At 40.1% G+C, this 13,083-nt stretch carries 14 protein-coding genes; 5 read left to right on the top strand and 9 right to left on the bottom strand.

All coding sequences use genetic code 11. From position 1 onward, the window contains the following. Positions 1–206 precede the first annotated feature (206 nt). Positions 207–1,535: a tRNA (N(6)-L-threonylcarbamoyladenosine(37)-C(2))-methylthiotransferase MtaB gene (gene mtaB / locus ABT310_RS00410; RefSeq protein WP_375324796.1), complete on the top strand. Its 1,329-nt coding sequence runs from the start codon at positions 207–209 to the stop codon at positions 1,533–1,535. A gap of 48 nt (positions 1,536–1,583) precedes the next feature. On the opposite strand, the gene ABT310_RS00405 is transcribed toward mtaB, so the two are convergent. Beyond that, on the bottom strand, positions 1,584–1,877 hold the full coding sequence (locus tag ABT310_RS00405) for a GNAT family N-acetyltransferase (protein ID WP_375324795.1): 294 nt from the start codon (positions 1,875–1,877) through the stop codon (positions 1,584–1,586). Positions 1,878–2,038: 161 nt separating this feature from the next. On the opposite strand from ABT310_RS00405, the gene ABT310_RS00400 reads away from it, so the two are divergent. Together ABT310_RS00400 and ABT310_RS00395 are read left to right on the top strand one after the other, a co-directional pair. Further along, positions 2,039–2,701 carry an alpha/beta hydrolase gene (locus ABT310_RS00400; RefSeq protein WP_375324794.1) on the top strand — a complete coding sequence of 221 codons (663 nt, stop codon included), beginning with the start codon at positions 2,039–2,041 and terminating at the stop codon, positions 2,699–2,701. 48 nt (positions 2,702–2,749) lie between these two features. Beyond that, a complete protein-coding gene (locus tag ABT310_RS00395; protein ID WP_375324793.1) occupies positions 2,750–3,715 on the top strand; it encodes a lytic transglycosylase domain-containing protein in 966 nt (321 codons plus the stop codon). A gap of 26 nt (positions 3,716–3,741) precedes the next feature. Here the strand turns inward: ABT310_RS00395 and ABT310_RS00390 are convergent, their stop codons facing one another. The 4 genes from ABT310_RS00390 to ABT310_RS00375 all read right to left on the bottom strand — a co-directional run bounded on the left by ABT310_RS00390 (position 3,742) and on the right by ABT310_RS00375 (position 5,902). Then, entirely contained in the window at positions 3,742–3,894 is a 153-nt protein-coding gene (locus ABT310_RS00390; protein WP_375324792.1) for a hypothetical protein, read from the bottom strand. Between the two features lie 183 nt (positions 3,895–4,077). After that, complete coding sequence (locus ABT310_RS00385) at positions 4,078–4,737, bottom strand: peptidoglycan DD-metalloendopeptidase family protein (protein ID WP_375324791.1); 660 nt, start codon at positions 4,735–4,737, stop codon at positions 4,078–4,080. A gap of 57 nt (positions 4,738–4,794) precedes the next feature. Then, positions 4,795–5,223 carry an RDD family protein gene (locus ABT310_RS00380; protein ID WP_375324790.1) on the bottom strand — a complete coding sequence of 143 codons (429 nt, stop codon included), beginning with the start codon at positions 5,221–5,223 and terminating at the stop codon, positions 4,795–4,797. Between the two features lie 163 nt (positions 5,224–5,386). Beyond that, positions 5,387–5,902: a DUF2892 domain-containing protein gene (locus ABT310_RS00375; RefSeq protein WP_375324789.1), complete on the bottom strand. Its 516-nt coding sequence runs from the start codon at positions 5,900–5,902 to the stop codon at positions 5,387–5,389. Between the two features lie 168 nt (positions 5,903–6,070). Here ABT310_RS00375 and rpmH point away from each other — a divergent pair, with 168 nt between their 5' ends. Together rpmH and carB are read left to right on the top strand one after the other, a co-directional pair. Continuing rightward, positions 6,071–6,229 carry a 50S ribosomal protein L34 gene (gene rpmH / locus ABT310_RS00370; protein ID WP_072882462.1) on the top strand — a complete coding sequence of 53 codons (159 nt, stop codon included), beginning with the start codon at positions 6,071–6,073 and terminating at the stop codon, positions 6,227–6,229. 91 nt (positions 6,230–6,320) lie between these two features. Next, positions 6,321–9,173 carry a carbamoyl-phosphate synthase large subunit gene (carB, locus tag ABT310_RS00365; RefSeq protein ID WP_375324788.1) on the top strand — a complete coding sequence of 951 codons (2,853 nt, stop codon included), beginning with the start codon at positions 6,321–6,323 and terminating at the stop codon, positions 9,171–9,173. 86 nt (positions 9,174–9,259) lie between these two features. Here carB and ABT310_RS00360 read toward each other — a convergent pair whose 3' ends face one another. The 4 genes from ABT310_RS00360 to ABT310_RS00345 all read right to left on the bottom strand — a co-directional run bounded on the left by ABT310_RS00360 (position 9,260) and on the right by ABT310_RS00345 (position 12,983). Beyond that, positions 9,260–9,637, bottom strand: coding sequence for a cupin domain-containing protein (locus ABT310_RS00360; protein WP_375324787.1), 378 nt, complete (start codon positions 9,635–9,637; stop codon positions 9,260–9,262). Positions 9,638–9,832: 195 nt separating this feature from the next. Further along, on the bottom strand, positions 9,833–10,423 hold the full coding sequence (locus ABT310_RS00355) for a hypothetical protein (RefSeq protein ID WP_375324786.1): 591 nt from the start codon (positions 10,421–10,423) through the stop codon (positions 9,833–9,835). An 88-nt stretch (positions 10,424–10,511) separates the two neighbouring features. Further along, on the bottom strand, positions 10,512–10,925 hold the full coding sequence (locus ABT310_RS00350) for an MFS transporter (protein WP_375324785.1): 414 nt from the start codon (positions 10,923–10,925) through the stop codon (positions 10,512–10,514). Between the two features lie 30 nt (positions 10,926–10,955). Next, positions 10,956–12,983 carry a S9 family peptidase gene (locus ABT310_RS00345; protein WP_375324784.1) on the bottom strand — a complete coding sequence of 676 codons (2,028 nt, stop codon included), beginning with the start codon at positions 12,981–12,983 and terminating at the stop codon, positions 10,956–10,958. Between the last annotated feature and the right edge of the window lie 100 nt (positions 12,984–13,083).

The following is a 13,083-nucleotide window of genomic DNA, read 5'->3' as shown; positions in this document are numbered from 1 at the left end:
AACAATCCAACAATCCAACAATCCAACAATCCAACAATCCAACAATCCAACAATCCAACAATCCAACTTCTAACTAATCCTTCGATTCCCTGCCAGCCGCAGGCGGGCGCTCAGGAACCCTTCACCTTTTACCCATTAACCCTTAACCCTTTGCGATAACTTCCAACAAATCACTATCTTTGCGGCCCGAAAACGCACGGCAACTTATGAACAAAAAGGTCGCATTTTATACGCTGGGTTGTAAACTCAATTTCTCAGAAACTTCCACAATAGCAAGAAGTTTTGAAAAGGAGGACTTTGAGCGTGTGGACTTTTCTGAAGAAGCGGATGTATATGTGATCAACACTTGCTCGGTGACCGAGAATGCCGATAAGCGTTTTAAAACCATTGTAAAACAAGCCCAAAAAGCCAATCCAGAGGCTTTTGTGGCCGCTGTTGGGTGTTACGCACAGCTTAAACCGGAAGAATTGGCTGCCGTGGATGGCGTTGATTTGGTGTTGGGAGCTACCGAAAAATTCAAGATTACCGATTACTTGAATGACCTTACCAAAAATGATAAGGGCGAAGTGCATTCTTGCGAGATTGAAGATGCAGATTTTTATGTGGGCAGTTACGCCATTGGCGACCGTACCCGAGCTTTTTTAAAAGTACAGGATGGTTGTGATTACAAATGCACCTATTGTACCATTCCTTTAGCTCGTGGCATTTCCCGAAGCGATGCTTTGGAAAATGTATTAAAAAATGCCCGAGAAATAGCCTCCAAAGACATTAAGGAGATTGTACTTACCGGAGTGAATATTGGAGATTACGGAAAAGGGGAGTTTGGGAACAAAAAACACGAACATACCTTTTTTGATTTGGTAAAAGCTTTGGATGAGGTAGAAGGAATTCATCGCCTACGAATTTCATCCATCGAACCCAATTTATTGAAAAACGAGACCATTGATTTTGTGGCCCAGAGTAATTCTTTTGTGCCACACTTTCATGTGCCCTTACAGAGTGGGAGTGATGTCATTCTTAAGAAAATGCGTCGTCGGTATTTGTCCAATTTATACGTGGATAGGGTCAAACGAATTAAAAAGACCATGCCCCATGCCTGTATCGGGGTCGATGTAATTGTGGGTTTTCCGGGGGAGACCGATGAGCATTTCTTGGAGACCTATCACTTTTTGAACGAGTTAGACATTTCGTATCTACACGTGTTCACTTATTCCGAAAGAGATAATACGGTGGCGGCCGAAATGGATGAAGTAGTGCCAAAGAAAGTGCGCAATAAGCGTAGTAAAATGTTGCGTGGACTATCTGCAAAAAAGCGTAGGGCATTTTATGAAAGTCAGTTAGGGAGCACCCGTACTGTACTTTTCGAAGGGGAGAACAAAATGGGCTATATTCATGGGTTTACCGAAAACTATGTAAAGGTTAAGGCACCTTGGAACCCAGCTTTGGTGAATACCTTGCATCAAGTGGAGTTGACCGATATAGATGAGGACGGCTTGGTGCGGTTCGAATTTGTTTCCGATAAAATTCTGGCATAAAAAAACCTCCTGAATTCAGGAGGTTTGGTCTTTAGGTTGTGCAATACATCAGATGCGTATTCCTACCGGAAGCATTTCTTTGTATTGTCTGTTTTTTCGTAGAAACCCAGCTATTTGAGGACTGGTTGGAACTACTCTTTGGTTGTTCTCTTGGATTTCGTTGAGAACGGCTTTGATGAAGTTTTCTTTAAAGCCTTCTTCTGTAATTTCTTCTGGAATAACCAATTTGGTTAAAAATACCTTACGTTCCTGAGAAGAGTACTCAATTTTGGCTAAATGCCCATCGACTTTAGTTTCAAATTGGCGTAAGAAACTATTGTCCGTAATTTCCATTTGTGTCATATAGTACTTTTTTGTTTGACTCCTAAAACACCCCGAATGGTAATTTCAAAGAAAGACCCCATTCAAAAAAAATGTTCATTTGGTGGGGTTGGCTGCAAAAGGGATACAAAATTAGGTAAAATATTGTTAAATTCCTAACCCTTTTCGATATTTGGTGTCATATGCCCGATAATAAAATCCATGTGTACTTAATGCCGGGGATGGCTGCCCATTCATCCATTTTTGATGGCATCCATTTGCCCGAAAACAGCTTTGAAACTCATAAGTTGGACTGGTTTTTACCCGAAAAGGGTATGCCCATTCAAGATTATGCCGAAAAGATGTGCGAGCGTATCCAACATCCAAATCCGGTATTAATAGGTGTATCGTTTGGCGGTATGCTGGTGCAAGAAATGGCCCAATTTATTCAACCGAAGAAAATAGTGGTGGTGTCTTCGGTTAAAAGCAAGCACGAATTGCCCAAAAGAATGATTTTTGCCAAATACACCAAAGTGCATAAATTACTTCCTACGGGTTTGGTGAACAATGTTGAGCTTTTGGCCAAATATGCCTTTGGAGAAACGGTGAACAAACGCTTGCATTTGTATGAAAAATATCTTTCCGTGAGGGATAAAGGATATATTGATTGGTCCATTGACCAAATTGTAAATTGGAACCAAGAAGCTCCTCCACACAACACGGTGCACATTCAAGGGGAAAAGGATACGGTATTTCCCATTGCAAACATCAAAGATTGCATTACCGTAAAAAACGGAACCCATACCATGATCATACATCGGGCAAAATGGTTTAATGAGCACCTTCCCACAATTATTTCAGAATAATTTCGTCTTTATAATAGTATCTTTACAAAGCATTAAAATAGGGAAGACATGAAACAAATGAAGAACGTATTGGCCTTTATTGGATTATTGGCCGTGGTGAGCACGCTAATCTTTGCGGTGCAGTCGAATGTAGAAGAGCAACCAGTAGTGGTGAAAGAAGCGCCAGTTGCCAACGATAAGAATGTGGCAGACACTTACCAAATCAGTGCCATTGAGATACCAAAGGATTTAAATTTTGCTGGGGAAGATGTGCCCCAGGACGACCCCGAAATTATGGAACGCGTAGATCGCGAGTTTTTGGTGAACACCTACTGGCAGTCCAATGCATTGTTGTTAATGAAGCGCGCCAATAAATATTTTCCGATTATAGAGCCCATTCTAAAAAAGAATGGGGTGCCCGACGATTTTAAATATTTGGCAGTGGCCGAAAGTGGTTTGGAAAATGTGGTTTCCCCCGCCGGTGCCACGGGATTTTGGCAAATTATGAAAGCTACGGGCAAAGAATATGGCTTGGAAGTAAATGATAATGTTGACGAACGTTACCATGTGGAAAAGGCAACCCAAGTGGCCTGTGACTACCTGAAAAAATGGAAAGAGCGCTTCGGTAGCTGGACGTTGACCGCTGCGGCTTATAATGCTGGTCCGGCTGGTATCCAAAGATATATGGGCATACAACAAGTGGACGATTATTATGATCTGTTATTAGGGCAGGAGACCGGACGTTATGTTTTCCGCATACTGGCTATCAAAGAAATTTTATCGAACCGTGATAAATATGGGTTTCAGTTGGATGAGGACGATATGTATGAAAAAGTGCCCACTTTTACCGTAGAGGTAGATACTGCCGTTACCAATTGGGCCGATTTTGCCGAGCTTTATGAAATCAACTATAAAATCCTAAAAAGACATAACCCTTGGTTGCGCGAACCCCATTTGAACAATGCCTCACGTAAAAAGTACACCATCGAAATCCCAAACAAAGGGGTTTACCGAGTGGGTGGTGTTGGGAAGTAACTTAATTTGTCCTTAGGGACATTTATTTAATCATTTATAGGTCCTTCGTGACTTACTTCATCCCCGCCAGTTGTTGCATGCTCGTACGGATAAACATCCTCCTCTTGTTGACAGGCTGTAAAAATGAAAGGCATAGCTAAAATAATTAAGGCTGCTAAGGTGTTTTTCAAAGTTTTCATTTTGATTGCTTTTTTTTGGTTATTTCCAAAAAGTTCGAATATTTCAATTTAAAATGAATGGGAGAAGTGACGAATACCCCATTTGAATTGACGGATGGCCTTTTATAGGAGAAATCAAATAAAAATTGGTCCCTTCCAACATTTAGCAAAGAGGTATCTCGATTGTGGCGGGCTGGAAAGGTTTTAATACTTGAACAAAAAGTAAGGGGAAGGAAAATACATTTCAACTTTGGGTAGAAGTTCGGGTGAAATATACCCCCAATCAGCATAGCCGGCATCAAGGGCTTCTTGGGTAAGGATTTGCAAATGTACATGACAAAACCAACCACCGCTATCACCTTCTTGTCCAATGTGTGTAAATTCTTGTCCAGCTTTGATTTTATCACCAACATTTACTAAATGTGGCGTTTTCAAATGTCCGTACAACGAGTAAAAAACAACACCATTAATATCATGTTTTAGTATGATGTAGCCCCCATAATTGCCCACGGTGGTCTCTTTGCCAGTCTCATACACTTCAGCATCTAAAGGGGCGAACATGGGTGTGTCATAAGGAACAACAATATCCAAACCGAGGTGGTAATACCGTTTTTCTTCAATAATGTTTGGATAAGCTCTTAAGAGGGTTTTTCGTTCTTCCAAATACCTGCCAATGCCCCATTGGTGGTTGGTGGCCGCCAATTCATCAAAAATCATGGTATTGAACTGCTGAAAATCAAACAGGTTGTACTCCAGTGTTTTTGGGTTGTTGGACGAAAAATCAAAGATATATGGCGCTCCTTTTAAGAAATCTCCAAATAAGGGATGGATGGTTGCACCGTTGAGGTTGAGGGGGTAGAACATATTAATAAAGCGGTAAAATTGAACAATGTCTAAAGGATGAAAGTTAGTTTTTTCTTTCTAAAACTGAGCTTTAATTTCATCATCTATCACTAAAGTTTTAGAGATTAAATCATGCCAAGCTTTTGCATCAGAACCAAGTGCAAGCGAAAAAGTTTCAAATGGAATCCATCGGCAAAAGTATCTTACCATTGAAGTCCTAAAGTCAATATTTTCACCAAACAAATCAACAACTTTAGACTTAGTTAAAAATTTTCCAATAGTTTTTCCAAAGAAAAATTCTAAAAGAATGTAATATAAAGCAGAAACAAAAATTAATACTAATTCTTCACTTATATAAATTTCAGTAAATAGATTTAATATTTCCAACAAGCCAAATGCTATTAAAAAATATATTAAAGTATCTATAACATAATTTAATAGCCTTTTTTTCTTAGAAGCTTCTTTATATTTTAATAAATCCGAGATATTGGAAGTTTGCATATCCATATTAGAATAAATTTTATTAAATCAACCTTTTTGAGGACTGAAGAAATAATTTATTCTAAAATAAAATAGCGCCAAATTGACCAACACCCCTTTTGAATTGACGAATCACCAATCCAACAGAAAAAAGAAAGGAAAAAGAAAATAAGATGTAAAGAAAAAGAGCTTAAATCTTCTTCATCTGCTGCTGCATCATCTTAATTTGGTCGGTAAGCATATTGTTCTTGTCCAACTTTTTGGCCTCTTGCAACAATTGGGTCGCCTCACGCTTTCTGCGCTTTTGCATAGCAATACCCGCCAAGCTCAATTTGGTCATGGCCACATCGTAATCCATGGTCAAACCAAATTTAAGTGCCTTTTTAAAGTATTTTTCCGCCTGGGTCAGGTTTTTTTGTGAATAGATGATCCCGTGTAGGTAGTTGTAGTATCCCACTTGTTTTTTGATCAACGCGGATTCAGGGTTCTTAATTTTATTAAGCCAGCCTTGCACCCCTTCCAAATCCTGTTTTCTCATTTTAAGGAAAGCCAAAAGAATAAACTCGTTTCTAAAGTAAAGGAAAATAAAAACCAAGGAGAATAAAATCAAGGCGATACCATTACCAATATTACCTTCAATAAATTGGTAAACGGCGTATGCAATGATCATTACGGCGATAACAAGTTTAATATTTTTGTTGAACATGTTGTTTGAGATTTTTACCTTTGTTTAAGCGGTTGCAAAAGTACTAAAAACAAAATTAAATATTTTTCTTTAGGGCTTGTCAAAATAAAAAGTCTTTGTATATTTGCGCCCAGAATTTTTTAGGGAAAAGAATTTTCCCATCAACAAAATCCATTAAAGAGTTCCGAAATGAAAAGAACGTATCAGCCGTCAAAAAGGAAGAGAAGAAACAAGCATGGTTTTAGGGAGCGCATGGCGACTGCCAATGGTAGAAAAGTTCTTGCGAGAAGAAGAGCCAAAGGAAGAAAGAGATTAACTGTTTCCTCTGAGCCAAGACATAAAAAATAATGATAGAAATTATTATTAAATTAAAGGTGTTACTTTTTTAGGTAACACCTTTTTTTTGACATATTGACAAATAACGAGTAACCCTACGAGAATGCCCAAAAGAAAAGATTTAAATTCCATTTTGATTATTGGTTCTGGTCCAATTATTATTGGTCAGGCGTGTGAGTTCGATTATTCTGGTTCCCAAGCGCTTAGGTCGCTTAGGGAGGACGGTATAGAAACCGTTTTGATCAATAGCAACCCCGCTACGATCATGACCGACCCTGCCATGGCGGACCATGTGTACCTAAAACCGTTGAACACCAAATCCATTGTTGAGATCCTAAAAAAGCATCCCAATATAGATGCGGTTTTACCGACCATGGGTGGACAAACGGCGTTGAACCTTTGTATCGAGGCCGATGAAAAAGGAATTTGGGAAGATTTTGGCGTAGAGATTATCGGTGTGGACATTGATGCCATCAACATTACCGAAGATCGTGAGAAATTTAGGGAGCTCATGCTCAAAATTGGGGTGGGAATGCCTCCTCAGGCTTCCGCAACCTCTTTCCTTAAAGGAAAAGAAATTGCCCAGGAATTCGGTTTTCCATTGGTAATTAGAGCTTCGTTTACCCTTGGTGGTGCTGGAGCAGGTATCGTTTACGATCCAGAAGATTTTGACGATATGTTGAGCCATGGATTGGAAGTTTCGCCAATTCACGAAGTAATGATCGATAAGGCCTTAATGGGCTGGAAAGAATACGAGTTGGAATTGCTTCGTGACAAAAACGACAACGTAGTGATCATCTGTACCATCGAAAACATGGATCCAATGGGTATCCACACAGGGGATTCCATTACTGTGGCACCTGCGATGACACTTTCGGATAGTACCTTCCAACGCATGCGTGATATGGCCATCCACATGATGCGCAGTATCGGGGATTTTGCGGGTGGATGTAACGTGCAGTTCGCGGTAAGTCCAGATGAAAAAGAAGATATTATTGCCATTGAGATCAACCCAAGGGTTTCACGTTCGTCTGCATTGGCATCCAAAGCAACAGGATATCCTATTGCGAAAATTGCGGCCAAATTGGCCATCGGTTACACGTTGGATGAGTTGGATAACCAAATTACCAAGTCCACTTCGGCTTTGTTCGAGCCTACTTTGGACTATGTGATCGTAAAAATACCGCGTTGGAACTTCGATAAGTTTGAAGGTTCCGATAGAACATTGGGACTTCAAATGAAATCCGTAGGCGAGGTGATGGGAATTGGGCGTTCCTTTCAAGAAGCCTTGCACAAAGCTACGCAATCCCTTGAAATCAAGCGAAATGGATTGGGAGCCGATGGAAAAGGGTACAAAGATTATGAAACCATCATTGAAAAACTGCGGGTACCGAGTTGGGACAGGGTTTTCGTGATCTACGATGCCATCCAATTGGGTATTCCATTAAAGCGCATTCACGAGATTACCAAAATAGATATGTGGTTCTTAAAACAATACGAAGAACTACATTTCTTGGAGATGGAAATCTCAAAATACACCATAGAAAGCTTGCCAAAAGCCTTGTTGTTAGAGGCCAAGCAAAAAGGGTTCGCCGACCGTCAAATCGCACACATGTTGGATTGTTGGGAAAGCGAAGTGCATACCAAGCGTATGGATTTGAACATCAACAGGGTGTACAAATTGGTGGATACCTGTGCTGCCGAGTTTAAAGCGGTAACACCTTATTATTACTCTACTTTCGAAGAGGAAATCGAAACTGCTAATGGTGAGCGCTACGTAGCCAACGACAGTGTGGTGACCGACAAGAAAAAAGTAGTGGTTTTAGGTTCAGGTCCTAACCGAATCGGGCAGGGGATTGAGTTTGATTACTGCTGTGTGCACGGTGTTTTGGCATCTGCTGAATGTGGGTACGAGACCATTATGATCAACTGTAACCCAGAAACCGTTTCCACGGATTTTGATACGGCGGACAAACTATATTTTGAGCCTGTTTTCTGGGAACACATTTACGATATTATCCTACATGAAAAACCAGAGGGTGTAATTGTACAGTTAGGAGGTCAGACCGCATTGAAATTGGCTGAAAAGCTGGATAAATACGGTATCAATATTATCGGAACTAGTTTCCAATCCTTGGATTTGGCTGAAGATAGAGGTAGTTTCTCCACATTGTTGAAGGACAACAACATTCCTTATCCAAAATTTGGGGTAGCCGAAACTGCTGACGAAGCCTTGGATTTGGCAGAAGAATTGAACTTCCCATTATTGGTAAGACCTTCTTACGTATTGGGTGGTCAAGGGATGAAAATTGTGATCAACAAAGAAGAATTGGAAGCCCATGTGGTGGACTTGCTGCGCAAAATCCCAAACAACAAATTGTTGTTAGATCATTACTTGGATGGCGCCATCGAAGCAGAAGCAGATGCGATTTGTGATGGCGAAGATGTGTACATCATCGGAATTATGGAGCATATTGAGCCTTGCGGAATCCACTCTGGAGACTCCAATGCGACATTGCCGCCGTTCAACTTGGGTGAATTTGTAATGCAACAAATAAAAGACCATACCAAGAAGATTGCTTTGGCATTGAATACAGTTGGTCTGATCAACATCCAGTTTGCGGTAAAAGATGACATTGTGTACATTATCGAAGCAAACCCAAGGGCATCACGTACCGTTCCTTTTATTGCGAAAGCATACAAAGAACCTTATGTGAATTATGCCACCAAGGTGATGTTGGGTGAGAAAAAAGTTAAAGATTTCAACTTCAACCCACAATTGGAGGGGTACGCTATAAAACAGCCTGTATTCTCATTCAACAAGTTCCCGAACGTGAACAAAAACCTAGGGCCAGAAATGAAGAGTACTGGAGAGAGTATCTTGTTTATTGATAGTCTAAAGGACGACGAGTTCTACAATTTGTACTCCAGAAGAAAGATGTACTTGAGCAAGTAATACAAAGTATTTGATAAAAAAAGGGCCGCTTTTAAGTGGCCTTTTTTTGTTTTATTAAACTATATGGATTCCTTACAAACAGTAAATTATCCGCCCAATTCGGCCATTTTCTTTCCAACATGGGTGATTACTTCATTAAACTCCTTTGATGGACTAAACTCCAATATTTTAATGTCCTCTTGAACAATTGCAGTATGTCCATTGGGTAGATAATACAAATCGCCACCAGAAATAACTTCTTCTGTACCATCATCATAGGTTACAAGCATTTTTCCGCTCATTATATAACCCCAATGTGGACAATGGCAACTGTCATTTTTCAATCCATTCAGCAAGGGGCCGAAATCTGTTCCTTTTGGTAATTCGTTGAAGCAAATGGTCATTCCTCCAAAATTGTCTTGGATCCGCATAATGGTACCAGGGCCTTCCATTGCAACTGGAATATTTTCTTTGTTAATTTTCATACCTGTACATATTACTTTATTAGGACTTTAATAGTAGGTGTAATTCGCTGAATATCTTTTTGGGCGAATAATTGAATCATAAAAATATCAACAGGGGAAGTTTGTAATAGTTGATTTAACTAGCTGATAGTCTTAAATATACGAATTTAAGGGCAATAATCAAATCAATGAAACGGGCAACTAGGTGGCAATCCCTTATTTTTTTATCGAGGTAAACGACCCCGCAATCATTTCAAAGGTTTTTCGGTATTGGTCGGCGTATGATTTAAGCGTCCAGGACATGATCATGTACACATTTTTATCGCCATTAATAAACGTAAGAAAATAGGCGATTTCCTCATCCACACCCTCTACATGGGCATTGATTTCAACGGATTCACTTTCCAATCCATGAATCATTTTGGTTTTGGGTTCTGTTTTTTCATGGATTTTCACGGTGCTTCCAAGTAGTTGCAACTGAATGGCCCTATAATTTTGCATCGCGGAGGCTTCGGCATTAAATTCCTCCAATTCTTTTAAAATTTCGACGAACTCTTCTTTAGGCTCATCTATAATAATGGTGTAAGTTTCTTTACGTGCATTTTGATATTGAAGTGAAGCCTCTTCGTTTAATCCCGTTGTGCCCCGCATATATTTTGGAATGGAAACTTGGTATTCCCCATTGACCGAAACTGTATGGAAGTCTTCGATTTTAGGATTTTCATCCGTTGTTTTTTCACTTGACCCTAAGCAGGAAGCAAATAAAAGGGCACAACTTAATGCAACTAAATTAAAAATGGTTTTCATAGCTTGTAACAATCTCAATTCGACTATTGGATTAAATACGAATTACATCTACGGGGAAATAGTAATTATTTAATATGAGTTTTTAACTTTAAACACCTGCATTCGCTAAATCACGCAACATTCGGTCTTGCGTTGGTCGTAAATACATCAAATAAAGAATTAAAAGTATTCCGACAACAATCAATTCCTTTGCCATGAATAGGATAATAAATGCAGCACCTTCAATCACTGCCCATCGGATGAGGGATGCTGTTTGATACGGCGCAATTTTATCTTCAGCAGAGATATTCGGGTCAATACTTTTCAATTGACTTTTGAACAGCTTTTCACCAACCAACAAGGCACCTAAGGGAATACTCAATAAAATATTGGTTCCCGAATTGAATTCAGGCAATTTTAAAAACTCCAAGGTGTGCAAGTCGCCAACGATAATGTAAGCAAGCGCCACCCCAGCACATATTCCAAAATGGATAATCTTTAAGGTTTTAAATTTTTCTTTCATTTAAAATTGGTGATTGGCTATATAGTAATTTTACTCTCCTTTATACTTATCAAACCAAGCTAAAACGGATGCGATTTTTGCAATCAAATTACTGGGCTTGTTGGCTATGCCGTGTCCAGATCCTGGAATGCGAACCATGGCCGTTTCCACATTTTCCAATTTTAAAGCGGCATAAAATTGTTCGGATTCGGCAATGGGGGTGCGGTAATCTTCTTCACCTGTAAGCAGCATGGTTGGTGTGGTGATATTTCCTACGTAGGTTAGGGGAGAGCGACGTTGATAGTTTTCTGGGTCTTCCCAAGGTTTTTTGCCAAACCAATATTTGGAGAAAAACTGAACGCCATCAGCATAAAGCACAAAACTGGTCCAGTTGATTACAGGCTTGGCCACTACAGCTGCCTTGAAACGGTCCGTTTTACCAACAATCCAAGCCGTAAGCACACCGCCACCAGAACCACCGGTCACATATAGATTTTCTGTATCCACGTATCCTTTCTCCAGTAATGCATCAACCCCTGACATTAAATCTTCGTAATCGTGATTGGGGTAATCGTGGTGGATTAAATTCCCAAATTCTTCCCCGTAACTAGTGCTTCCTCTAGGGTTGGTATAGAGTACCACATAACCTGCAGCTGCATAGGCTTGAATTTCTGCAGAATACACAGCACCATAACTAGTAAAGGGTCCACCGTGGATTTCCAGAATCATTGGATATTTTTTCGATGGGTCAAAATCTGGAGGAGTTACCACCCAACCTTGAATTTTTCGTTGGTCATAGCTGGATTCCCACCACATTTCTTCCACTTTGCCCAACTTTTTAAAAGCAAATAGATCATCGTTAACCGCAGTCAAACGTTTGTTGCTTTTGGAATCGGCTGCTCCTAAATCTGAAGGATGCGAAGTATCGCCTATGGTATAGGTGAACTTATTATTATCTGAAGCTGAAAAGCTTGCTGCATTGTACGGCCTTCCCAATGAAAGTCCACCCAAACCATCGGTAATATCCGAAACATTGCCCGATAAACTCATGGAAGCCAATTTGCCCATACCTTGATCGGTATATATAAAATAAAATCCATTGCCTTTACTGTTCCATGCCATATCCTCCACATCACGGTCAAAATCACCTGAAATTAGTTTAGCATCGGAGCCATCGGCGTTCATCACGTACAATTGGGTGAGCTGATATCCTTGCAGACGGTCATCATAACCCAAATACGCAATTTTAGAGCCATCGGGAGACAAAACTGGCTGGGCATCGGGTCCGTAGCGGTCAGTCAACGGAGTTATTTTTCCATCAATAGTGCTGATTTTATAGATTTCACTATCGGCAGGCTCCATTTCCTCATCTTTGTGGAAATTGGCATTGAAATATAAATGGGTGTTGTCCTTGGCCCAAATGGGTCCTCCGTGATCAAACTCGGTGAAAGTCAATTGTTTTGGAGTTCCTCCACTAATGGGCAATGTGAACAATTGCATGTTCCCACCTTTGTAATAGCCAGCACCATCGCCGCGATAGTTCATTTTGTCAATGTATTTTGGTGGACTGTTCCATTTGGCACCTTCGGGTTTGGCAGGCATTTTAATGATGGATTCATTGGCTTCGGGCACAAACATGTTAAAAGCAAGGGTTGAATCATCATACGACCAAGACACTTGTCCCGGGGTTTGTGGTGTGTTGGTCAGTGCCATGGTTTCTTTGGTATCCAACCACATCAGGTATAGCTTCATTTTATCATCGGCCATATTTGATTTAAATACAATCTTGGTTCCGTCGTGCGACCAAACCGGAGAGAAGTCGTTATGGTTTCCTGTGGTCAAAGGACGATTGTTGGAACCATCAAAATTGATAATCCAAAGGTTGGACAAATTGCGGTCGGTCATCACATCCTTAAAATTTCGAACGTAGATGATTTTAGACCCATCTGGAGAAATTTGTGGGTCTGAAACGTATTCCATGTTAAAGATGTCCAGAAGTTCTAAATTGGACTGTACTTGCCCAAACGCTAAAGGGTTTATGGCTACCAATAGGAGTAGCGTGGCTATTAATTTTTTCATAAGGATTGGATTAGAATGGTTCGTACCTAAAAGTACGGAATAAATCTATCCTATATAAAAATGAAAATATGTCATGTCTAGCCTAGTAAAGACCTAAGCA

It is taken from the genome of Flagellimonas cixiensis, from assembly GCF_042134615.1.
Classification (GTDB): domain Bacteria; phylum Bacteroidota; class Bacteroidia; order Flavobacteriales; family Flavobacteriaceae; genus Flagellimonas; species Flagellimonas cixiensis.
The sequence above is the reverse complement of the archived record's forward strand: the minus strand, read 5'-3'. Positions and strand labels throughout refer to the sequence as shown.